This window comes from Citrobacter sp. CK202, assembly GCF_030333225.1.
GTDB classification, from domain to species: Bacteria; Pseudomonadota; Gammaproteobacteria; order Enterobacterales; family Enterobacteriaceae; genus Citrobacter_B; species Citrobacter_B koseri.
Map to the genome: position 1 here is coordinate 345,094 of NZ_JAOWGI010000028.1, position 20,632 is coordinate 365,725.

Annotated in this window: 21 protein-coding genes; 9 read left to right on the forward strand and 12 right to left on the reverse strand. The window is 55.2% G+C overall.

Going from position 1 to position 20,632, the window contains the following annotated elements:
* Positions 1–9: 9 nt before the first annotated feature.
* The gene (locus tag OGX84_RS17715; protein WP_104868975.1) at positions 10–834 is read right to left on the reverse strand and encodes a heme/hemin ABC transporter substrate-binding protein; all 825 of its coding nucleotides are present in this window, start codon (positions 832–834) and stop codon (positions 10–12) included.
* Between the two features lie 2 nt (positions 835–836).
* Complete coding sequence (locus tag OGX84_RS17720) at positions 837–2,963, reverse strand: TonB-dependent receptor (protein WP_104868974.1); 2,127 nt, start codon at positions 2,961–2,963, stop codon at positions 837–839.
* 286 nt (positions 2,964–3,249) lie between these two features.
* Here OGX84_RS17720 and cueR point away from each other — a divergent pair, with 286 nt between their 5' ends.
* A complete protein-coding gene (gene cueR, locus OGX84_RS17725; RefSeq protein WP_012133479.1) occupies positions 3,250–3,666 on the forward strand; it encodes a Cu(I)-responsive transcriptional regulator in 417 nt (138 codons plus the stop codon).
* Here cueR and OGX84_RS17730 read toward each other — a convergent pair whose 3' ends face one another.
* Positions 3,667–4,119, reverse strand: coding sequence for an NfeD family protein (locus OGX84_RS17730; RefSeq protein WP_047458358.1), 453 nt, complete (start codon positions 4,117–4,119; stop codon positions 3,667–3,669).
* Positions 4,116–5,033 carry an SPFH domain-containing protein gene (locus tag OGX84_RS17735; protein WP_012133477.1) on the reverse strand — a complete coding sequence of 306 codons (918 nt, stop codon included), beginning with the start codon at positions 5,031–5,033 and terminating at the stop codon, positions 4,116–4,118. The genes OGX84_RS17730 and OGX84_RS17735 overlap by 4 nt, the downstream gene beginning before the upstream one ends.
* A gap of 149 nt (positions 5,034–5,182) precedes the next feature.
* On the opposite strand from OGX84_RS17735, the gene fetA reads away from it, so the two are divergent.
* Together fetA and fetB are read left to right on the forward strand one after the other, a co-directional pair.
* On the forward strand, positions 5,183–5,860 hold the full coding sequence (fetA, locus tag OGX84_RS17740) for an iron efflux ABC transporter ATP-binding subunit FetA (protein ID WP_114847726.1): 678 nt from the start codon (positions 5,183–5,185) through the stop codon (positions 5,858–5,860).
* Positions 5,847–6,626 carry an iron efflux ABC transporter permease subunit FetB gene (fetB, locus tag OGX84_RS17745; RefSeq protein WP_047458353.1) on the forward strand — a complete coding sequence of 260 codons (780 nt, stop codon included), beginning with the start codon at positions 5,847–5,849 and terminating at the stop codon, positions 6,624–6,626. Before fetA ends, fetB begins: the two co-directional genes overlap by 14 nt.
* 72 nt (positions 6,627–6,698) lie before the next feature.
* On the opposite strand, the gene OGX84_RS17750 is transcribed toward fetB, so the two are convergent.
* From OGX84_RS17750 to tesA, 3 genes are read right to left on the reverse strand one after another with little or no spacing between them, the layout of a single operon-like run.
* Complete coding sequence (locus OGX84_RS17750; protein WP_058668720.1) at positions 6,699–7,553, reverse strand: co-chaperone YbbN; 855 nt, start codon at positions 7,551–7,553, stop codon at positions 6,699–6,701.
* A 60-nt stretch (positions 7,554–7,613) separates the two neighbouring features.
* Positions 7,614–8,384, reverse strand: a complete 771-nt coding sequence (locus OGX84_RS17755) for an SDR family oxidoreductase (RefSeq protein ID WP_049009020.1) — start codon at positions 8,382–8,384, stop codon at positions 7,614–7,616.
* A 28-nt stretch (positions 8,385–8,412) separates the two neighbouring features.
* Complete coding sequence (tesA, locus tag OGX84_RS17760; protein WP_024130579.1) at positions 8,413–9,036, reverse strand: multifunctional acyl-CoA thioesterase I/protease I/lysophospholipase L1; 624 nt, start codon at positions 9,034–9,036, stop codon at positions 8,413–8,415.
* Here tesA and ybbA point away from each other — a divergent pair.
* The 6 genes from ybbA (at position 9,007) to OGX84_RS17790 (ending at position 16,405) form a co-directional block, all read left to right on the forward strand.
* Positions 9,007–9,693 carry a putative ABC transporter ATP-binding protein YbbA gene (ybbA, locus tag OGX84_RS17765; RefSeq protein ID WP_012133471.1) on the forward strand — a complete coding sequence of 229 codons (687 nt, stop codon included), beginning with the start codon at positions 9,007–9,009 and terminating at the stop codon, positions 9,691–9,693. The genes tesA and ybbA overlap by 30 nt on opposite strands.
* Positions 9,690–12,104 (forward strand): putative ABC transporter permease subunit YbbP, encoded by a 2,415-nt coding sequence (gene ybbP, locus OGX84_RS17770; RefSeq protein ID WP_112002140.1) that lies wholly within the window; start codon positions 9,690–9,692, stop codon positions 12,102–12,104. Before ybbA ends, ybbP begins: the two co-directional genes overlap by 4 nt.
* A 302-nt stretch (positions 12,105–12,406) precedes the next feature.
* Entirely contained in the window at positions 12,407–13,549 is a 1,143-nt protein-coding gene (locus OGX84_RS17775; RefSeq protein WP_024130578.1) for a porin, read from the forward strand.
* Positions 13,550–13,843: 294 nt separating this feature from the next.
* Positions 13,844–14,674, forward strand: a complete 831-nt coding sequence (locus OGX84_RS17780) for a MetQ/NlpA family ABC transporter substrate-binding protein (RefSeq protein ID WP_012133466.1) — start codon at positions 13,844–13,846, stop codon at positions 14,672–14,674.
* A gap of 62 nt (positions 14,675–14,736) precedes the next feature.
* Positions 14,737–15,753, forward strand: coding sequence for a virulence-associated ABC transporter ATP-binding protein SfbB (sfbB, locus tag OGX84_RS17785; protein ID WP_012133465.1), 1,017 nt, complete (start codon positions 14,737–14,739; stop codon positions 15,751–15,753).
* Positions 15,746–16,405 (forward strand): methionine ABC transporter permease, encoded by a 660-nt coding sequence (locus tag OGX84_RS17790; protein WP_012133464.1) that lies wholly within the window; start codon positions 15,746–15,748, stop codon positions 16,403–16,405. Before sfbB ends, OGX84_RS17790 begins: the two co-directional genes overlap by 8 nt.
* Before the next feature lie 60 nt (positions 16,406–16,465).
* On the opposite strand, the gene mnmH is transcribed toward OGX84_RS17790, so the two are convergent.
* From mnmH to ppiB, 5 genes are all read right to left on the reverse strand, one after another.
* Positions 16,466–17,548, reverse strand: a complete 1,083-nt coding sequence (mnmH, locus tag OGX84_RS17795) for a tRNA 2-selenouridine(34) synthase MnmH (protein WP_101743901.1) — start codon at positions 17,546–17,548, stop codon at positions 16,466–16,468.
* 99 nt (positions 17,549–17,647) lie between these two features.
* Positions 17,648–18,715 carry a 5-(carboxyamino)imidazole ribonucleotide synthase gene (purK, locus tag OGX84_RS17800; protein WP_047458333.1) on the reverse strand — a complete coding sequence of 356 codons (1,068 nt, stop codon included), beginning with the start codon at positions 18,713–18,715 and terminating at the stop codon, positions 17,648–17,650.
* The gene (gene purE, locus OGX84_RS17805; RefSeq protein WP_049011469.1) at positions 18,712–19,221 is read right to left on the reverse strand and encodes a 5-(carboxyamino)imidazole ribonucleotide mutase; all 510 of its coding nucleotides are present in this window, start codon (positions 19,219–19,221) and stop codon (positions 18,712–18,714) included. The genes purK and purE overlap by 4 nt, the downstream gene beginning before the upstream one ends.
* Positions 19,222–19,339: 118 nt before the next feature.
* Positions 19,340–20,062: a UDP-2,3-diacylglucosamine diphosphatase gene (lpxH, locus tag OGX84_RS17810; protein WP_112002141.1), complete on the reverse strand. Its 723-nt coding sequence runs from the start codon at positions 20,060–20,062 to the stop codon at positions 19,340–19,342.
* Between the two features lie 2 nt (positions 20,063–20,064).
* The gene (gene ppiB, locus OGX84_RS17815) at positions 20,065–20,559 is read right to left on the reverse strand and encodes a peptidylprolyl isomerase B (protein ID WP_003021875.1); all 495 of its coding nucleotides are present in this window, start codon (positions 20,557–20,559) and stop codon (positions 20,065–20,067) included.
* Between the last annotated feature and the right edge of the window lie 73 nt (positions 20,560–20,632).

Genomic DNA, 20,632 nt, shown 5'->3' on the forward strand with positions numbered 1-20,632 from the left:
CAAATCCATTTAATGAGGCCAGAGTTGCTGGTGCAGAGTTTCAACGGCGTCAGCGACGCGGGGACCCATCCCCAGAATCAACGCCTGATCAATGGCGACGATCCGCTGATTTTTCCAGGCGGAGGTATGGGTGATACCGGCAATGGCGCGCAGGCGATTGATGTCGCCCTCGACCATCTGTGATGTCACAACAATCACCTGCGGGTTTGCCGCAATCAGCGATTCCGCGCTGTAACTTTTATATTGCGCATGCTGGGCGACATTCTGCGCGCCTGCGAGGGTCAGAATCGCGTCAGCGACGCTGCCCTTACCGGCGATCTGCGGGGTGCTGCCCCCCGCAGAAAGAATAAACATCGCCTTAACCGGCGCGCCTTTCGCCTTCACGCTGTCCTGCACACGATCCAGCCGCTGGCGAATGTGGTTAACCAGCGCGTCGCCCTGCTCAGGAACCTGGAGTGTGTTCGCCAGGGCATGAATATTGGCATACATCTGGTCAACGGTGGCCGGAACGCGCGGCAGGGTGACAACGTTGACTTTTTGGGTGCGCAACTGCTCCAGCACAATATGCGGGCCCGCGTCCTGCCAGGTAATAAAGCTGTCCGGGCGCAGCGATAAAATGCCTTCACTGTTCAGTTGCTTCCAGTAGCCAATATGCGGCAGTGCAGCGGTTTCGGGGGGATAAGAGGTGGTTTCATCCACCCCGACAACGCGATCGCCGATGCCCATCGCAAAAATAAGCTCGCTGAGAGAACCGCCCGCCACCACCAGTCGTTCGGCCGCCTGCACGCTGAAGGCGCTAACCAGCGCCAGCAAGCCAATGACAAGTCTCTTCATCGTCAGAAATTCCACGCAAAACCAATCGCCGCGTTAAAGCCTGCCGCTGGAATGGATTCATGAGCGGTCTGGTAACGTTTATCGGTCAGGTTGTTCAGCGCCAGATTGACCTGATACTGATCCTGCGAACCAAACTCAGTATTAAAGGCGAGGTTAAGCGTCGCCCAGCCCGGATAGCGAATTTCAGTCTCTCCCGTGTTGTCTTTGGCGCTGGATGCCGCACGGATGAAGAGATCGGAAGTGATATTCGCGGCATTGAGCAGCAGCGTGTGTTTCAGACCTGCGCGGCCTGTCAGCATCGGTTCGCCGGTATCCCAGGTTTTCTGCACGTCGCCTTCATACTGACGACGAATCAGGTTGCCGCTCAGATAAGGCGATACGGCCCAGGCGTTGTATTCCGCCGTCAGCTCCATCCCCCAGGTTTTGGCGCGGTCGATGTTGTCGTAGTAGTAGGATGAGGTGCTGCTGCCATTACAAATCGCTTGCCCTGAACAGGCGAGACTGGCGATATAGTCTTTGGCTTCGGAGTAGTAAATCGCCCCGTCAATCAGCCACATATTGCCTTTGTAACGTGCACCCAGTTCATAGTTATTGGAGTGCTCAGCCTTCAGGTCAGGATTGCCATAGGTGATTCTGCCGCCCGCAGACGTTTGCATAAACAACTGAACCAGCGTCGGGAAGACATATCCCTGAGCATAGGCTGCGCGTAGCTCAAGATTATCAAAACCGGAGTAACGCAGGCTGGTTGAGGTGACTAACTCATCGTCATGCGCTGACTTTCCACCGGATGACTGCCAGGTTGTGCCGCTCAGACTGTCGCTACGGTTCAGTTTAGAAGAGAGCCAGTACTGACGTGCGCCGACGGTCCAGGTCCAGTCATCGGCAAAACGCCAGTCATTTTGCGCAAATATTGAGGCGTTACCTTGTTCAGCCTCAATATGTGACAGGGTATTGGTCTGGATATCGAAGATGCCGGTTGCCGCTGTCTGACGCGTGCTGCTATTGGTGTCCTGCTTCACTTTGTCGTGCTGATACTGCGTCCCGATAACCAGCTCGTTGTTCGCTGGCAGTGAGAAGTTGCTCTGTAACGTCACACCCTGCGTGTACTGTTTATCATTGGTGTTGGTCTGATTGCTGACTGTCAGCGCCTGAATCATCGGGCTTGGGATGACCTGGGTGGTTTTTACCCGATTCTCAAATTTACGCTCAATGGTCTGGCTGTAAGCGTCGAGGTGGATTTTTTTCAGGTAATCGCCATCGGCATCATAGTCATAGAAAACGCCGACCTTTTCGCGTTCCAGTTTCGGAATACGGACGCTGAATTCGTCATACTGGTTATCCGCATCGCTAATCCAGGTTTGGGTAGACGTTTTGTAGCGATCGAGTGATAGTCCAAATTTATGGCGATCGAGATTGTAGCCAAGCCAGACGCCCTGGCTGTTGTTGCGGAAATTGGTGTTGGGCAATCTGCCGTCAGGCGTGTCGCGGTTGCCCTGATCGGAATAACTGCCGTTAATGCGGTAGTCAAAGTTGCCGATGCTGCCCCAGGCGGCGGCCGACTCCTCCCAGCCTGCGGTCGCGGAGTTGTAAACGGCTTTGACGCTTCCGCCGAGCGGCTTATCGCCGCCTTTTTTCGTAATAAAGTTCACCACGCCGCCAATGGCCTGCGAGCCATAGAGCACCGAGTAGGGGCCTTTAACGATTTCAATACGCTCAAGCGACGATTCATCAATGAGCAAGCCGGCGCCGTAGTTTTGCCCGGCGCGCTGATAGCTGACGACCTGGCCGTCAATCAAAATTAATACGCGTGAAGAGGCTTCGCCGCGAATGCGGATCTGTTTGCGTCCTGCCAGAGAGTTATCAGTAACCTCAACGCCGGGGATGTCCTGTAGATCGTCCGCAATCGACACGCTGGTGGAATTCTGTATGGCCTGGCGGTCGATAACCTGAATCGTGGCCGGGCTTTCCCAAAGGCTACTTTCTGAGCGGTTAGCGGTGACGATTAACGTGTCGTCATCCGATACTTTATGATGTTGTGCTGTAGTTGTCGTGGCTGCTGAAACAGCACCTGAAACGCATAATGTCAGGGCCGAAAGAATAAATGGCCGTTGGCTAATCCGTGGCAACATGTGAGAACCTTTATGAGTATGTAAATGATCATCATTATCATTCGCGTTTATATAGAAGATGTATCCACAAGTTCAAGGTTGAAAGGTGTATAATTAATGCACCTTTGATCTGTATCAATATGTTGCAAGCAAGACAACCATAAGTGTGAGCGAGATCGCACATAACAGTAGGATTGCTAAGGATTTATTGCACAGGCGCCAGGGGCATTCCACCCCGTGATAGCATGGGGGCGATGTGGGTTATAATGAGCTTCGGCATCAACATGCTCTGCGGGGGGGGGGAGATGTGAATATTAGCGATGTTGCGAAAAAAACAGGCTTAACCAGCAAGGCTATTCGATTTTATGAAGAGAAAGGGCTGGTGACGCCGCCGCTGCGCAGTGAAAACGGATACCGCACTTACAGCCAGCAGCATTTAAATGAGTTAACGCTGTTGCGTCAGGCGCGTCAGGTCGGTTTTAACCTGGAAGAGTGCGGTGAACTGGTGAATTTGTTTAACGATCCGGGGCGCCATAGCGCAGATGTGAAAAAACGCACGCTGGAAAAGGTCGCTGAGATTGAACGCCACATCAGCGAATTGCAGGCTATGCGCACGCAATTACTGACCCTGGCGGAGTCATGCCCGGGTGATGACAGCGCCGATTGCCCGATCATTGATAATCTTTCCGGCTGCTGTCATCACAAAGGTAAAGCCCGCCGTTGATCACACGGCCTTAATGCGCAACGTTATCCCTTCGATGGCAATCACCTCCACCTGCGTTCCGGCGCTCAGATCCGCGTCGGCGCTGACGGGCCAGGAGCTGTCGCCGACGCGCATGTGGCCGCGTCCGTTGACCAGCGCGGTTTCCAGAATAAAGCGGTGGCCTACCAGCTGTTTCCCGCGTTGATTAAGGTGACTGTCAGCCGGTTTTTGCTCACGCACGCGCCGTGCCAGCCACTTCCACCACAGCCAGGCCGCCAGCAGCGTCAATACGGCGAACATAACGCCTTGCCACTCCCAGCCGAGCGGCACCAGCCAGACCACCAGGCCAGTAATCACGGCGGCGACACCGCTCCACAGCAGGTAGCCGTTCCCTCCCAGCATCTCGGCGGCCAGCAGTAGCCCACCAAGACTCAGCCAGAAAATATGCGGGTGAACCAGAATCATCGCTATCATGATTTGTTCCGTTCGCTGGTGCTGTCCTTGATAAGTTCGGTGATCCCGGCAATGGAGCCCATCAGACTGCTGGCGTCCAGCGGCATCATGACAACCTTACTGTTGCCCGACGAACCAATCTGCTGCAACGCTTCGGTGTATTTCTGCGCCACGAAGTAGTTCACCGCCTGAATATCCCCGGCGGCGATCGCTTCAGAGACCATCTGGGTGGCGCGGGCTTCCGCTTCGGCGGAACGTTCACGCGCTTCAGCCTGTAAGAAGGCAGACTGGCGTTCGCCTTCCGCTTTCAGGATCTGCGACTGTTTTTCACCCTCAGCTTTCAGAATTTCAGCCTGACGCACCCCTTCCGCCTCCAGAATGTAGGCGCGTTTGGTACGTTCCGCTTTCATCTGGGCGTTCATGGATGAAATCAATTCCGCCGGTGGACGAACATCGCGGATCTCAATACGCGTAACCTTGACGCCCCAGGGATTGGTGGCCTCATCGACAATGTGCAGCAGGCGCGTGTTGATGCTGTCACGCTGGGAAAGCATTTCATCCAGCTCCATTGACCCCAGTACGGTACGGATGTTGGTCATGGTGAGGTTGATAATGGCCAGCTCAAGGTTGCTGACTTCATAGGCCGCGCGCGGAGCGTCGATAACCTGAATAAAGCACACCGCGTCAATGGTGACGTTGGCGTTATCTTTTGAGATAACCTCCTGCGACGGGATATCGAGTACCTGTTCCATCATGTTGATCTTGCGACCAATTCTGTCCATAAACGGCACCACCAGGCTCAGGCCTGGTTGCAGGGTTTTGGTGTAACGGCCAAAACGCTCCACGGTCCACTGGTATCCCTGTGGGACAATTTTGACGCCTGCGCCGACTATCACCAACGCCACGAAAATGAGAATAGGGATAAAAATAAGCATTGATAAACCTCCTGTCGTGCTGTCCATGTAAAAAAACGGTCTTTGCGGTCTGTTTAATCAAATTATACCCGATTAATCAAAGTGAGTTCCCCTCTTATAAATTACAGGGATACACTGTTTACTTTAAAGATGTGAAAAATGGATGTGAGATGAAAGAGAGCAGCCCTTTGCTCCAGCTAAGAAAGGTGGGATACCAGGCTGGCGCCACGAAAATTCTCAATAACATCAGTTTCATGCTGAATGCCGGGGAATTTAAACTGATTACCGGCCCATCCGGGTGCGGTAAAAGCACATTGCTAAAGATTGTGGCGTCATTAATCAGCCCGGATACGGGGGATATCCTGTTTGAAGGCGAAGAGATTGCTACGCTTAAGCCCGAAACTTACCGCCAGCAGGTCTCTTATTGCGCCCAGACGCCAGTGCTGTTTGGCGATACGGTGTATGACAACCTGATTTTCCCCTGGCAGATCCGCAACAAAACGCCGGAACCGAAGGCTTTTCTCGCCGATCTGGCGCAGTTTGAGCTATCGGAAACCATTTTACAGAAAAACATTACGGCGCTTTCCGGCGGGGAAAAACAACGTATCTCATTGATCCGTAATTTACAGTTTCTGCCGCAGGTTCTGCTGCTGGATGAGATCACCAGTGCGCTGGATGAGCACAATAAAGAGAATGTGAATGACATTATTCATCGCTATGTTCGCGATAAAAATATTGCCGTGTTGTGGGTAACACACGATAAAGATGAAATTAATCATGCGGATAATGTGATTACGCTTCAGCCTCATGCCGGAGAAATGCAGGAAGCTACCTATGAACGAGCATAATATAACGAATGAGTCGCTGGCGTTATCGATGATGCTGGTGGTTGTGGCTATTCTGATTAGCCACAAAGAGAAACTGGCACTGGAAAAAGATATTCTCTGGAGCGTTGCCCGGGCGGTAATCCAGCTTGTTATCGTCGGCTATGTTCTGAAATACATTTTTGGCGTCAATCACGCCATCCTGACATTATTGATGGTGCTATTTATCTGTTTTAACGCGGCGTATAACGCGCAAAAACGCAGTAAATATATTGATAAAGCGTTTACCTCGTCGTTTATTGCGATTACGACCGGAGCGGGGCTGACGCTGGCGGTACTGGTATTGTCAGGATCTATCGAGTTTACGCCGATGCAGGTGATCCCGATTTCCGGCATGATTGCGGGTAACGCGATGGTGGCGGTAGGGTTGTGCTACAACAATCTGGGCCAGCGATTCAGCAGCGAGCAGCAGCAAATTCAGGAGAAGCTCAGTCTGGGCGCAACGCCGAAAACGGCGTCTGCGGGGCTTATTCGCGACAGTATTCGCGCGTCGCTGATCCCGACCATTGATTCGGCAAAAACGGTTGGGCTGGTGAGCTTACCGGGGATGATGTCCGGGTTGATTTTTGCCGGTATCGATCCGGTAAAAGCGATTAAGTATCAGATAATGGTGACTTTTATGCTGCTATCCACAGCAAGCCTGTCGACCATTATCGCCTGCTATTTAACCTACCGGAAATTCTATAATTCGCGCCACCAACTGGTGGTGACGCATTTAAAGAAGATGTGATGCCGGAGGGATCGGTATTTTTAGCGTTTGTAGGCCCGATAAGCGTAGCGCCATCGGGCAAAATGTAGCGGATTAGTACAACAGCGCGTACAGCTGGCGGCGGAATTTCGACGCCAGCGCATCGCCGGTGCCTAACGCGGCGAGGATCTCCTGGAACGTTTTCCGTGCCTGACCGTCTGCGGCGGCGAGATCTTTCTTCAAATGGCTGAACAATAACTCCAGCGCCTCTTCGTTACGCCCGACCTGATGCAGTTGCAGCGCCAGTTGCGCCGCCAGCGCCGCATCTTCTGGATTGTCCGCAACCTGCTGTTGCAGTTGCTGGATTTCCGGGGTGTCGGCCGCCTGTTTCAGTAAATCAATCTGCGCGACCAGGCCCTGATAGCGGGTGTCCTGATCCTGTAACGGAATGGTTTTCAGCACGGCTTCGGCGTCTTCCGTACGGTTGAGGGCAATCTGGGTTTCCGCCAGCAGCAGGCCGATCTCGCCGTTCTGATGAGAGAGCTGCCAGGCGTCTTTCAGCAGCGGCAGCGCTTCAATGTAGTTGCCTTCCTGCATCAGTTGCATCGCCTGCTGCGCTTTCAGCTCTTCTTCACGCGGCAGCACTTTGTCGAGCAGCGCGCGAATCGCTTCTTCCGGCTGCGGCCCCTGGAAGCCGTCGACCGGCTGACCGTTCTGGAACAGATACACGGTAGGAATAGCGCGCAAGCCAAACTGGGAGGCGATCATCTGCTCGGCGTCGCAGTCGAGCTTCGCGAGGATAAACTGGCCGTTGTACTGTGCGGCAAGGCTTTCCAGCACCGGCGTCAGTTGCAGACAATGCTGGCTGCGTTCAGACCAAAAATAGAACAGAACCGGGGTGGTCATCGACTGTTCGAGGGTCTGTTGCAGGTTAGATTCGTTAATATTGACAATATTTTGTACGGACATGGAGTCACTCTCTTTATGTCTGGTTCTCTTTTACATGGGGGCTGACGCGCGCGCTTCAACTCAACCCTGCAAAATTTTGTCCATTGCGCGTCCCGGCAGCACGCGCTTCAGCAGCGTGACCGCCCACGTCACCATCGTAACCGGGTAGCGTAATTTCGGTTTGTCGCTCTCAAAAGCATGGCGGACTTTAGCGACAACGGCTTCCGGCCCGAGCGTAAAACGCGCGGCGATCCCCGGATTTTCTACCGGTTTGTCGCTCTGGGTCTGGCTGACGTTATCGGTAAACCGGGTACGAATCGGGCCAGGTTCGATCAGGCTGACCTTAATACCCGTGTGGCGCAGCTCCATGCGCAGCGCATCAGACCAGGCTTCCAGCGCATATTTGCTGGCGGCATAGGCGCCGCGCCCTGGCGTGGAGATCAGCCCCATCACGGATGAGGTCATCACAATGCGCCCTTCGCCGTACGGCAGCATAGCAGGGAGCAGGCGCATAGTGAGCTGGTGCGCGCCAAAGAAATTGGCGGAAAACTGCTGCTCCATCTGCGCGCGGCTGATAGTGGTAAGCGGGCCATACACGCCGTATCCGGCATTGTTAAAGATCCCATATAAACGATTATCGGTCAGGGCGATCACGTCGTCTGCGGCGCGATCCACGCTTTCCGGCGAGTCGAGGTCGATCAGCACGCCGGTGAATCCCATGCTGTTCATCCGCGTGACGTCATCGGGTTTACGGCAACCTGCCAGAATTTGAAAACCCTGACGTTTCAGTTCAAGAGCGCTTTCCAGACCGATTCCACTGGAACATCCTGTAATTAAGACCGATTTTTGCATAACTTTACCTGTCAGGATCTCCGTTGATTTACGAGTCGTGGTTAACTAATGGGGTTAGTTGTTGCGCCATCCAGTCGGCAATAAACGGCTGGGCGTCGCGATTAGGATGAATACCGTCGTCCTGCATCCATTGTGGTTTCAGATAAACCTCTTCCATAAAAAAGGGCAGAAGCGGAATATCAAACTCTTTGGCAAGCCGTGGGTAGATGGCGCTAAAGGTTTCATTATAACGGCGACCATAGTTTGCGGGCAGACGAATTTGCATGAGCAACGGCTCGGCGTTTGCGGCCTTCACATCCAGCAGGATTTTACGCAGGGTTTGCTCGGTTTGCTGAGGTTGAAAACCGCGCAGGCCGTCATTGCCGCCAAGCTCGACCAGAACCCAGCGGGGCTGATGCTGCTTCAGCAGCGCAGGCAGACGCGCCAGGCCTTGCTGCGAGGTGTCGCCGCTAATGCTGGCATTGATGACCGGCGTTTTGTCCTGCCATTTGTCGTTAAGCAGCGCAGGCCAGGCCGCGCTGGCGGACATGCGGTATCCGGCGCTCAGGCTGTCACCCAGAATTAATAACGTGTCCGCTGCGGCGGCGCGGAACGTTAACAGGACCAGAAACAGGAAGGGCAAATGCCAGCGGAAAACATTGTTGAAGTTCATCGTCTTAAGAAGTCCGTCGGTCAGGGTGAGCATGAGCTTTCCATCCTTACCGGAGTTGAACTGGTTGTCAAACGCGCCGAGACTATTGCGCTGATCGGCGAGTCAGGATCGGGGAAATCGACGCTGCTGGCGATTCTGGCCGGGCTGGATGATGGCAGCAGCGGCGAGGTGAATCTGGTCGGGCAGTCTCTGCACACGATGGATGAAGAGGCGCGGGCGCAGCTGCGCGCGCAGCATGTCGGCTTTGTTTTCCAGTCTTTTATGTTGATTCCTACGCTGAATGCCCTGGAAAACGTTGAACTGCCCGCCTTGCTGCGGGGAGAGAACAGCGGGAAAAGTCGCGATGGCGCGAAAGCGTTGCTGGAACAGTTAGGCCTGGGGAAACGTCTTGATCATCTTCCGGCCCAGCTTTCCGGCGGCGAGCAGCAGCGTGTGGCGCTGGCGAGAGCGTTCAACGGGCGGCCGGACGTGCTGTTTGCCGATGAACCGACGGGAAACCTTGACCGGCAGACCGGGGATAAAATCGCCGACCTGCTGTTTTCGCTTAATCGCGAACATGGCACCACCCTGATTCTGGTGACGCACGACCCGCAGCTGGCGGCGCGTTGCGACCGGCGATTACGCCTGGTGGATGGGCAGTTGCAGGAGGAGGCATGATTGCACGCTGGTTCTGGCGCGAATGGCGCTCACCTTCCTTACTGATTGTCTGGCTGGCGCTGAGTCTGGCGGTGGCCTGCGTGCTGGCGCTGGGCAATATCAGCGACCGCATGGAAAAGGGTTTAAGTCAGCAAAGCCGTGATTTTATGGCCGGAGACCGGGCGCTGCGCAGTTCGCGCGAAGTGCCGCTGGCGTGGATCGATGAGGCGCGCAAACGCGGTCTGAAAATGGGCGAACAGATGACCTTCGCCACCATGACCTTCGCGGACGATACGCCGCAGTTGGCCAGCGTCAAAGCGGTGGATGACGTTTATCCGATGTACGGTGAGCTGCAAACGAATCCGCCGGGGTTAAAACCGCAGCCGGGTTCCGTGTTGCTGGCGCCAAGACTGATGGCGCTCCTCAACCTGAAAACGGGTGACAGCATCGACGTCGGTGACGCCACGCTGCGTATTGCTGGCGAGGTGGTACAGGAGCCGGATTCCGGGTTTAACCCTTTCCAGATGGCTCCACGCCTGATGATGCACATTGCGGATGTTGAAAAAACGGGCGCAGTACAGCCGGGAAGTCGCGTGACGTGGCGCTATAAGTTTGGCGGTACGCCGCAGCAGCTGGACGGCTATGAAAAGTGGCTATTGCCGCAGCTTAAGCCTGAACATCGCTGGTACGGGCTGGAACAAGATGAAGGCGCGCTGGGCAAATCGCTTGAACGCTCGCAGCAGTTCCTGCTGCTGTCGGCGCTGTTAACGTTGCTGTTAGCAGTTGCGGCGGTGGCGGTGGCGATGAGCCACTACTGCCGCAGCCGCTACGATCTGATTGCGATCCTCAAAACGCTGGGGGCGGGCAGGGCGCAGCTGCGCAAGCTGATCGTCGGGCAGTGGGGGATGCTGCTGGCTCTTTCCGCCGTGACGGGAGGCGCCATTGGGTTACTGTTCGAGAACGTGCTGATGGTGCTGCTTAAACCGGTGTTACCCGCCATTCTGCCGCCAGCCAGCCTCTGGCCGTGGCTGTGGGCGCTGGGAACGATGATCATCATTTCTTTGCTGGTTGGACTGCGTCCGTATCGTTTGCTGCTGGCGACGCAGCCGTTGCGTGTGCTGCGGCGTGATGTGGTTGCGCGTGTCTGGCCGCTGAAGGTGTATCTTCCGGTGGTCACGGTTGTTGTCGTCGCGCTGCTCGCGGGGTTGATGGGCGGCAGCATGTTGCTGTGGGCGGTGCTGGCCGGTGCGGTGGTGCTGGCGCTACTTTGCGGTGTGCTGGGCTGGATGCTGTTGAACGTGCTGCGCGGTATGACGTTGACATCGCTGCCTCTGCGCCTGGCCGTAAGCCGACTGCTGCGCCAGCCGTGGTCCACGCTAAGCCAGCTCTCGGCTTTTTCGCTCTCCTTTATGCTGCTGGCGCTTCTGCTGGTGCTGCGCGGCGATCTGCTGGATCGCTGGCAACAACAACTGCCGCCGGAAAGTCCGAACTATTTCCTCATCAATATCGCTTCTGAACAGGTGGTGCCGCTGAAAGCTTTCCTGTCTGAGCATCAGGTGATCCCGGAGGCATTCTTCCCGATCGTGCGGGCGCGACTGACGGAGATTAATGGTCTGCCGACCGAAGGAAATCAGGACGAAGCGCTTAACCGTGAGCTGAATCTGACGTGGCAGGATACGCGCCCGGATCATAACCCGATTATCGCCGGAAGCTGGCCACCAAAAGCGGGAGAGGTCTCGATAGAGGAAGGGCTGGCGAAGCGGCTGAATATACAACCCGGCGATCGCGTGACCTTTATGGGCGATACCCAGGACTTTAGCGCGACGGTCAGCAGCCTGCGCAAAGTAGACTGGGAAAGTCTGCGGCCTAACTTCTTCTTTATCTTCCCCTCCGGCGCGCTGGACGGGCAGCCGCAGAGCTGGCTTACCAGCTTCCGTTGGGAAAATGGCAACGGTATGCTGACGCAGCTTAATCGCGAGTTCCCGACCATCAGCCTGCTGGATATCGGCGCGATCCTGAAACAGGTCGGTCAGGTGCTGGAGCAGGTCAGCCGGGCGCTGGAGGTGATGGTGGTGCTGGTCACGGCCTGCGGCATGCTGTTGTTACTGGCGCAGGTTCAGGTCGGAATGCGTCAACGTCATCAGGAACTGGTGGTCTGGCGCACCTTAGGCGCGGGTAAAAAACTGCTGCGCACCACGCTCTGGTGTGAATTTGCCATGCTGGGTATGGTCTCCGGGCTGGTGGCGGCGATCGGCGCGGAAACTGCGCTGGCGGTGCTGCAAAGTCAGGTGTTCGATTTTCCGTGGGAACCGGACTGGCGCGTGTGGATTATTTTGCCCGTCTGCGGCGCATTATTACTTTCATTATGCGGCGGATGGCTCGGCGCGCGTCTGTTAAAAGGCAAAGCGTTATTTCGCCAATTTAATAATTAATTTATAGATGTGATGATCACACACCGGTTTTTATACCGGTGTGTAGTTTTAATAATATAATTTATATACGTGATGATTACGCACCGGTGTTTATACTGGTGTGTACTCCCTATGTGGCACGAATTGTTAACCCCTCGATTTTTAGTAGCACAAAACATTAAAAACCCGCCAACACGACAGGATTAATACCAGTTAATATTTAATTGCTAAATAGTTAGCGGGCTATGCCCGTTGTTTTTTACGTTGCCGGTATTTTGCCGGCAGTGCGAATAATGACGGGTAAATCTATCAAGGAAAATATAATGACAATAAAAAAAACAGCGCTGGCGGCATCGATCGGCGCGGCAGTGGCATTAACGTCTTTCGCATCTCAGGCGGAAATCACTGTTCTGAAACAAGATCCACAGGCGGGTAATCCGCTGAGCCGTCTTAACTTCACCGTTGGCGGCAGTATTCGTCCTCAGTTCCAGAATATGGCTGGTGACGACGGTAAAAATGGTTACAAACGTAATGGCTTCGATGGCGGCACCCGTTTCCGTTTCGCGGCTGATTACTATCTGTTTGATGACATTAGCTGGGTCAGCTACTACGAGCTGGGCGTTAACTTCCCGGCGATGTTCAACTGGGATAATCACTACGCAGACGGCGCGAACGACACCACTCGTCGTATGCTGTACACCGGTCTGAAAAGCGATACCTGGGGTACGCTGACTTTCGGTCAACAGAACAGCGTTTATTATGATGTGGTTGGCGTGAAAACCGATATCTGGGACTATGACATGATTGGTCAGGCACCAGGCAACGGTATCAACGGCGACTATGATGGTTCTTACCGTACCCGTAAATCCCTGAAGTATAAGAAAACAGTTGGCGACGTCGATCTCTACGCGTCTTATCTGTTCAGCGATGATTACAACCCGAACAACGGCCTGCGCTACAAGCGTAAAGGCGGCGGTTCTCTGGGTGCGGATTACCACATCACGGACGATCTGACCTGGGGTACGGCGTGGAACTATACGCGTGCGGAAATGCGCCCAGGTAACGGCGGCGACGGTAAAGACTACGATCAAAATATCGTTGGTACTGCGCTTAGCTGGACGCCGGATAACTGGACCTTCGCGCTGGGCGGCGGCTGGTATCAGAACTTCATGACCACCAAACGCGTAGACGCGCATGACTACTTTGCGGGCGACGCATGGGGTATTGAATACTTTGCCGGTTATAAATTCCCGATCAACCAGTATGCGGTGAAATCTATTCAGCCGTACTTTATGGGTGACCGTATTGAATATGTGAACGGCCGTAACTACCAGCGTATTGATAATGGCGTCGGTATTAGCTTCCAGCTGGATTATGGTTTCCGCGTGGATTACGAACACGTATTCACCTCCAGCACCGACGATCTGGGTGATATGAACCTGGTTCGTCTGCGTTACGACTTCTAATCATTGACGCCTGCCAAACCGAATGCCCGATGGCGCTTGCGCTAATCGGGCCTACGAGTGCAGCGCAATAATAGAGCGTCCAGGCCGGATAAGGCATTTATGCCGCTATCCGGCTTTTTCATTTCTGCCCATCCCCTTCCAACGACATACTCTGCAACATCATGAAATAATTTCAAGGACAACAGGTTGTGAACTGTGTCATGTTAACAAATAGCCTTGTATTCAGGCCCAAATGAACAACGCCGCATCGCACGGCGTACCGCACTGCATCACAACATTTAAAAGGGAGAAGTTATGGGACTGCGTCAGAGTTTACGCGTTGCCGCCGGGGCGCTTTTGCTGGCCTGCGGCCTGCAATTTGCTCATGCTAATAGCGATCCACAGACTATTGTATTCGGCGTCGCGCCGGGTCCGTATGGCGATATGGTCAAACAGGCCATCGCGCCAACGCTGAAGGAGAAAGGCTACAAGGTCGTGGTGCGCGAATTTAGCGACTATGTTCAGCCAAACATGGCGTTATCCAACGGCAGCATTGACGCTAACCTGTTCCAGCATACGCTCTATTTTGAAAAATTCACCGCCGATAAAGGGCTGAAACTGACGAAGCTGATCGTCGTGCCGACGGCCGGAATGGGGTTCTATTCCCGTAAAATCAACAGCCTGGACGAGCTGAAGAAAGGGGACATTATTACCCTGTCGAATGACCCGACCAATCTGGCGCGCGGTCTGCGTTTCCTGCAATCAATCGGTCTTATCACCATTAAAGACAATATCGACCCGACGAAAGCCTCCGAGCGTGATATCGCCAGCAACCCGAAAGGGCTGGTGTTTAAACCGCTGGAAGCGGCGCAGCTGCCGCGCACGCTGGATGGCGTGACCGGCGCGCTGGTTAACGGTAATTTCGCCGTTGCGGCGGGGCTGGATCTTTCCAGCGCGCTAAAACAAGAGCAACTGGATGAAAACCTGAAAAATATCATTGCTGTACGCAGTGAGGATGCCGACAAGCCGTTCGCGAAAGATATTGTCGATGCGGTGAAATCTCCGGCCTACCGTGCGGTCATTGACGATCCGAAGAATATTTACAGCGCCTTCCAGAAGCCGGAATGGATGACCGCAGACAAATAATCGCTGCGCAAGGGAATTAACGGGGCAGCGGCGACTGCCCTTTTCGCATTTCTGAGGTGAGCATGATTGAGATTGAAAAGGTCTGCGTGGATTTTACGGCAGGCCGTGGCGCATCGACCCGCGCGGTGGATGACGTCAGCCTGCGGATAGCGGCGGGCGAAATTTTTGGCATTGTCGGCACCAGCGGCGCGGGGAAAAGTACGCTGCTGCGTACCCTTAATGCCTTAACGCGCCCGAGTCAGGGAAGCGTGAAAGTGAACGGTGTGGCGATCTCTGCGCTGGAAGGGGCGAATCTGCGTAAAGCCCGCCAGCGTATTGGGATGATTTTCCAGCACTTTAATCTGATGCATACCCGCACGGTGGCGCAAAACGTCGCTTTCAGCCTGAAATCCGCCGGATGGGAGCGCAGCAAGATCGCCCCGCGCGTCGCCGAAATTCTGGCGCTGGTCGGGCTGGCGGATAAGGCGAACCGCTTTCCGGTACAGCTTAGCGGCGGTCAAAAGCAGCGAGTGGGGATTGCCCGCGCGATCGCCAACCATCCAGATGTACTGCTCTGCGACGAACCGACTTCCGCGCTGGATCTGGAAACGTCAGCGACCATTCTGGCGCTGCTCAAACAGATTAACGAACAGCTGGGGATCACGATCGTGCTGATCACCCATGAAATGAATGTGATCAAGTCCATCTGCGATCGCGTGGCGGTGATGTCCGGCGGCAAAGTGGTGGAGTCGGGCGACGTGTTTGATGTTTTCGCTCATCCGCAGCACGCCTTCACACAGCAGCTGGTGTCGCACACCCTCAATCTGACGTTACCGGAACGTCTGCGCCAGCATCTGCCCGGTCAGTTACTGAAAATTCTGTTTATCGGTGATTCGGCGGAGCAGCCGGTGTTGTCTGATGTGGCGGTGAAGTTCGGCGTAGCGGTGAACATTCTGCACGGCAAAATTGAATATATCGGCGAACGCGCGCTGGGGATTTTAGTGGTGCAACTGACTGCGCCGCACAACCCGTCAGCGGTGGATGCCGCGGTAGCGCATATTCGGCAACGTACTGCGCAGGTGGAGGTGATTCGTGGATGATTTACTGCCGGATTTAACGCTGGCGTTCAATGAAACCTTTCAAATGCTGAGCATTTCAACGGTGCTGGCGGTTGTCGGCGGGCTGCCGCTCGGCTTCCTTATCTTTGTCACCGACCGGAATCTGTTCTGGCAGAATCGCTTCGTGTATCTGGTGAGTTCGGTTCTGGTGAACATTATCCGCTCGGTGCCGTTCGTGATTTTGCTGGTGCTGCTGTTGCCGCTCACGCAATTTTTGCTCGGCAATACCATCGGGCCGATTGCCGCCTCCGTCCCTCTCTCTGTTGCGGCGATAGCGTTCTATGCGCGTCTGGTCGATAGCGCGCTGCGTGAGGTGGATAAAGGGATTATCGAAGCGGCAGAAGCGTTCGGCGCCAGCCCGATGCGCATTATCTGCACCGTACTGCTGCCAGAGGCCAGCGCCGGTCTGCTACGCGGGCTGACCATCACGCTGGTGAGCCTGATTGGCTATTCCGCGATGGCCGGGATTGTCGGCGGCGGCGGGGTCGGCGACCTGGCGATTCGCTACGGTTATTACCGCTACGAAACCCAGGTGATGATTGTCACCGTGGTCGCGTTGATTATTCTGGTGCAGGTTGTACAGATGCTCGGCGACTGGCTGGCGAAACGCGCCGATAAACGCGACAGACATTAGGGCATAGTATTTGTAGGCGGATAAGGCGTTAGCCGCCATCCGGCAAATCGCCTGCAATCGCTAGTTTTGAAGCCACTGCGCAACGTCCTGCCATATGCCGCGAAAGACGATTTTCGCGGCTTTCTTTTCCAGTTGATAGCGATACATCGGATCGTAGTATTCGTTGAGGAGCGGCACCAGCCAGGCCAGATGCCCGTCGGTACTGCCGCTGGCCTGCTGCATGGCCAGCGCAGCGTCTAGTTTTACCGTCAGCTCTTTAAAACGCTGCAAACCAAGGCGGCGCTGAATGGCGGAAAGCCCATGATGCAGATAGTCGCTGTACGCCTGCCAGCCGTCTTCTTCCCCACAGGCATGGGTGAAGTCGCGATGCATGCGGATAAAATACTCATCGCGCAGCCGCTCCAGACGCAGCTCGAACGGATCGTCCACAACCGCAATGGATGCCTGCGCCATGCGTTCGCGCAGACATTCGGGCAGATGATTTGCGCCAATCATCCGGCCTTCGTCTTCCAGCACCCACATCTGCAACTCCTGACGGGCGTCGGTTTTCAACATCTCCACGGCGAGCTGGTTTTCAAAACTGGCCTGACTCAGCTGCGGCTTCAGCGTGCGGCCGAATGACGAACCGCGATGATGCGCCAGCCCTTCCAGATCCACGCCGTTCGGCTGCTGTCGAACCAGCTGTGTTTTTCCGCTGCCGGTACAGCCGCCAATTAAGATCATGGGTTTTTGTACCAGCGTGTCGGTGATGTGCATGGCCGCCTGGCGGAGCGCTTTGTAGCCGCCCTGGATCAGCGGATAATCCACGCCGGACTCATGTAGCCATTGTTGTACGATATGCGAACGCTGACCGCCGCGCGCGCAGCAGAGATAACCCCGTGGATGTTGAATACAGGCTTTTCGCCAGGCCTCCAGCCGCCGTTGACGCTCGTCGCCGGCAACGAGTTTATGGCCCAACGCCAGTGCCGCTTCCGGCCCCTGGCGTTTGTAACAGGTGCCGACTGCCGCGCGTTCTTCATTATTCATTAAGGGCAGGTTAATCGCGGTGGGCATGGCGCCCTGCGTAAATTCTATCGGCGCGCGAACGTCGATTAAAGGCGTATCGGCCGCCAGAATGGCGCGATAGTCCGTCCCATCGTTCATTGTGGAATCCTGAAAAAAAACAAACGGCAATGACGGGGATTTTACGCGCTGAAGGAGGAGCCGGAAAAGGATAAGATTCCTTTCCCGGCATTTTATGTATTACTTAAGCTTACTTTGCGCCCAGATGATGCCGCTGGCGTATTCCGGCGGCAGCAAGGGAACTAAGGCTTCCAGCGTTGCGCTTAAGCGATCGGTATCGCTGTCGGTCAGGTTCAGGTGGCCCACTTTACGCCCCTCGCGAACCTCTTTGTCGTACCAGTGCAGATGCACCAGCGGCAGTTTCAGCCAGTCGTAATTCAGATCGCTGCCAATCAGGTTCACCATCACGGACGGGCTGTCCACGACCGGTGACGGTAACGGCAGGCCGGTAATCGCGCGCAGATGCAGCTCAAACTGGCTGATGCTGGCGCCGTTTTGCGTCCAGTGCCCGCTGTTGTGTACCCGCGGCGCCAGTTCGTTGATGAGCAACCCTTCCGGCGTGATAAAACACTCCATCGCCATGACGCCGACATAACCCAGTTCATGCATGATGGCGGAGAGCATGGCTTCCGCCTGTTCCTGCTGTTTTGCGTTGGCCTGTGGGAACGCTACGCTGGTGCGTAGAATCCCATCCTGGTGCAGGTTGTGCGTCAGCGGGTAGAACACGGTGCTGCCGTCATGGGCGCGTGCGCCGACTAACGACACTTCGCCAGAGAAGTTAATGCCCTGTTCAACAATGCACTCGCCGTAACCGTCGTCCGGGAACTGAGCGGTTTCATCCGCGCGTAAACGCCACTGCCCACGGCCGTCGTAACCGCCGACGCGCCGTTTGACGATAGCCAGTTCGCCCAGACGCGCAAATACGGCAGGCCACTCGTCCCGGCTTGCCAGCAACTGCCAGGGCGCCGTCGCCAGCGAGAGTTTGTCAAAAAGCTGCTTTTGCGTCAGGCGGTCGGCAATAATCGGGAAAACGTCGCGGTTGACGAAAGCCGGGTGGCGCGCCAGTTCGCGGGTCAGCGCGGTTTCCGGCCAGCGTTCGATTTCCGCTGTGATCACGCTTTGCTGAACCGGAACGGCGGTAGGTTCCGCGTCCAGCCCGACAGGCCAGACGGTGATGCCCAACGGTTCGCCCGCCTGACGCAGCATCCGTCCTAACTGGCCGTTACCCAGTACGCAGACCTGCTTCATGCCGCACCTCGTGGGTCGGGATTCTCAAGCACCTCATCGGTCTGGGCTTTACGCCAGTCCGCCAGACGTTGGCGCAGGTCTTTATCATGTGTCGCCAGAATTTGCGCTGCCAGCAGCGCCGCGTTTGCCGCGCCCGCTTTGCCGATCGCCAGCGTGCCGACCGGAATGCCGCGTGGCATCTGGACGATAGAGTAGAGGCTGTCCACGCCGCTCAGCGCAGCGCTTTGCACCGGCACGCCCAGTACCGGCACCAGCGTTTTTGCCGCAATCATTCCCGGCAGATGCGCCGCGCCGCCAGCACCGGCAATAATCACCTGATAACCCTTCTCTTCGGCGCTTTCGGCGAAGCTGAACAGCTTATCGGGGGTGCGGTGTGCGGAAACCACTTCAACGTGGTGTGGAACGTTCAGGATATCGAAGATTTCGGCGGCAAACTGCATGGTAGCCCAGTCGCTTTTGGACCCCATCACGATGGCGACACGCGCCGGATTATTGCGGGAAGACATGCGTCTTAAAACTCCTGTGGTGCACAACTCTCGGCTTTTGAGGGCACAGAGAATAGCACGGAAATACGCCAAGGAAAACGGTTGCGTACCTTATGACGTCGTCAATTCACGGGCGAGGTTAAAACGGGAAATGGAGAAGCTCAACGTCATCCGGCATGACTTTTACCATCGACCCTTCGCTGTGCCAGGCGCCTAAAACAACGCGGAACGCGGGTTTGCCGTTAGCGCTCAGTTCGTGAACCTCCGGGCGATGAGTATGACCATGAATCAGCCATTGCACATGGTGTTTTTCCATTTCGGCCACCACGGCCTGTGGATTAACGTCCATGATCTCCAGTGACTTGCTGCTGTTGGCGGCTTTGCTGCCTGCGCGCATTCTGGCGGCAATACGATTGCGGATAAACAGCGGCAGGGCGAGGAACAGCGTCTGTAGCCAGGGTTTGTGAACTTTGGCGCGAAACGCCTGGTAACCGGCATCGTCGGTGCAGAGCGTGTCGCCGTGCATAATCAATACGCGACGGCCATAGAGGTCGAGCACCTTTTCCTGCGGCAATAGCGTCATTCCACTTTCACGGGCAAAGCGTTTGCCGATCAAAAAATCACGGTTGCCGTGAATAAAGAAGCAGGGAACGCCGGAATCTACAACGGCTTTAATGGCTGCGGCCATTTCGCGGTGCAGCGGGTTGGGATCGTCGTCGCCTATCCAGGCTTCGAAAAGGTCGCCAAGAATGTACAGCGCATCGGCCTGGCGCGCGTCACCGGCTAAAAAACGCAGAAAACCGGCGGTGATCGCCGGTTCTTCCGTGCAGAGGTGAAGATCTGCAATAAACAGTGTCGCCACGATTACTCGCTGACGGTCACGTTTTCGATGATAACGTCTTCTTTTGGTACGTCCTGATGCATACCGCTGCGGCCCGTTGATACGCCTTTGATTTTATCAACCACGTCCATGCCTTCCACGACTTCAGCGAATACGCAGTAGCCCCAGCCCTGCATGCTTTCGCCAGAGAAGTTCAGGAAGTCGTTGTCGGCCACGTTGATGAAGAACTGCGCCGTTGCGGAGTGTGGAGCCTGAGTACGCGCCATTGCCAGCGTGCCACGGGTGTTTTTCAGACCGTTGTTGGCTTCGTTTTTGATCGCTTCTTTGGTCGCTTTCTGCTTCATGCCAGGTTCAAAACCGCCGCCCTGAATCATGAACCCGTTAATAACACGGTGGAAAATGGTGTTGTTGTAAAAACCTTCGCGGCAGTAGTCCAGGAAGTTTTTAACTGTTTCAGGCGCTTTGTCATCAAACGTTTTGATTACGATATCGCCGTGATTAGTGTGGAAAGTAACCATTTTTGCATCCTGTTCCGATATAGTGGTGCTTCGACCCCGATAAGGGTCACATATAGGGGGGTGTTATAGCATA

Bases quoted from the DNA above. Each gene is read 5' to 3' on its own strand.
- OGX84_RS17715 (WP_104868975.1), bottom strand. From the start codon at position 834: ATGAAGAGACTTGTCATTGGCTTGCTGGCGCTGGTTAGCGCCTTCAGC.
- OGX84_RS17750 (WP_058668720.1), bottom strand. From the start codon at position 7,553: ATGTCCGTACAAAATATTGTCAATATTAACGAATCTAACCTGCAACAG.
- OGX84_RS17755 (WP_049009020.1), bottom strand. From the start codon at position 8,384: ATGCAAAAATCGGTCTTAATTACAGGATGTTCCAGTGGAATCGGTCTG.
- tesA (WP_024130579.1), bottom strand. From the start codon at position 9,036: ATGAACTTCAACAATGTTTTCCGCTGGCATTTGCCCTTCCTGTTTCTG.
- OGX84_RS17775 (WP_024130578.1), top strand. From the start codon at position 12,407: ATGACAATAAAAAAAACAGCGCTGGCGGCATCGATCGGCGCGGCAGTG.
- purK (WP_047458333.1), bottom strand. From the start codon at position 18,715: ATGAAGCAGGTCTGCGTACTGGGTAACGGCCAGTTAGGACGGATGCTG.
- mnmH (WP_101743901.1), bottom strand. From the start codon at position 17,548: ATGAACGATGGGACGGACTATCGCGCCATTCTGGCGGCCGATACGCCT.
- purE (WP_049011469.1), bottom strand. From the start codon at position 19,221: ATGTCTTCCCGCAATAATCCGGCGCGTGTCGCCATCGTGATGGGGTCC.
- sfbB (WP_012133465.1), top strand. From the start codon at position 14,737: ATGATTGAGATTGAAAAGGTCTGCGTGGATTTTACGGCAGGCCGTGGC.
- ybbP (WP_112002140.1), top strand. From the start codon at position 9,690: ATGATTGCACGCTGGTTCTGGCGCGAATGGCGCTCACCTTCCTTACTG.
- OGX84_RS17735 (WP_012133477.1), bottom strand. From the start codon at position 5,033: ATGCTTATTTTTATCCCTATTCTCATTTTCGTGGCGTTGGTGATAGTC.
- fetA (WP_114847726.1), top strand. From the start codon at position 5,183: ATGAAAGAGAGCAGCCCTTTGCTCCAGCTAAGAAAGGTGGGATACCAG.
- ppiB (WP_003021875.1), bottom strand. From the start codon at position 20,559: ATGGTTACTTTCCACACTAATCACGGCGATATCGTAATCAAAACGTTT.
- OGX84_RS17780 (WP_012133466.1), top strand. From the start codon at position 13,844: ATGGGACTGCGTCAGAGTTTACGCGTTGCCGCCGGGGCGCTTTTGCTG.
- fetB (WP_047458353.1), top strand. From the start codon at position 5,847: ATGAACGAGCATAATATAACGAATGAGTCGCTGGCGTTATCGATGATG.
- ybbA (WP_012133471.1), top strand. From the start codon at position 9,007: ATGCCAGCGGAAAACATTGTTGAAGTTCATCGTCTTAAGAAGTCCGTC.
- OGX84_RS17730 (WP_047458358.1), bottom strand. From the start codon at position 4,119: ATGATAGCGATGATTCTGGTTCACCCGCATATTTTCTGGCTGAGTCTT.
- OGX84_RS17720 (WP_104868974.1), bottom strand. From the start codon at position 2,963: ATGTTGCCACGGATTAGCCAACGGCCATTTATTCTTTCGGCCCTGACA.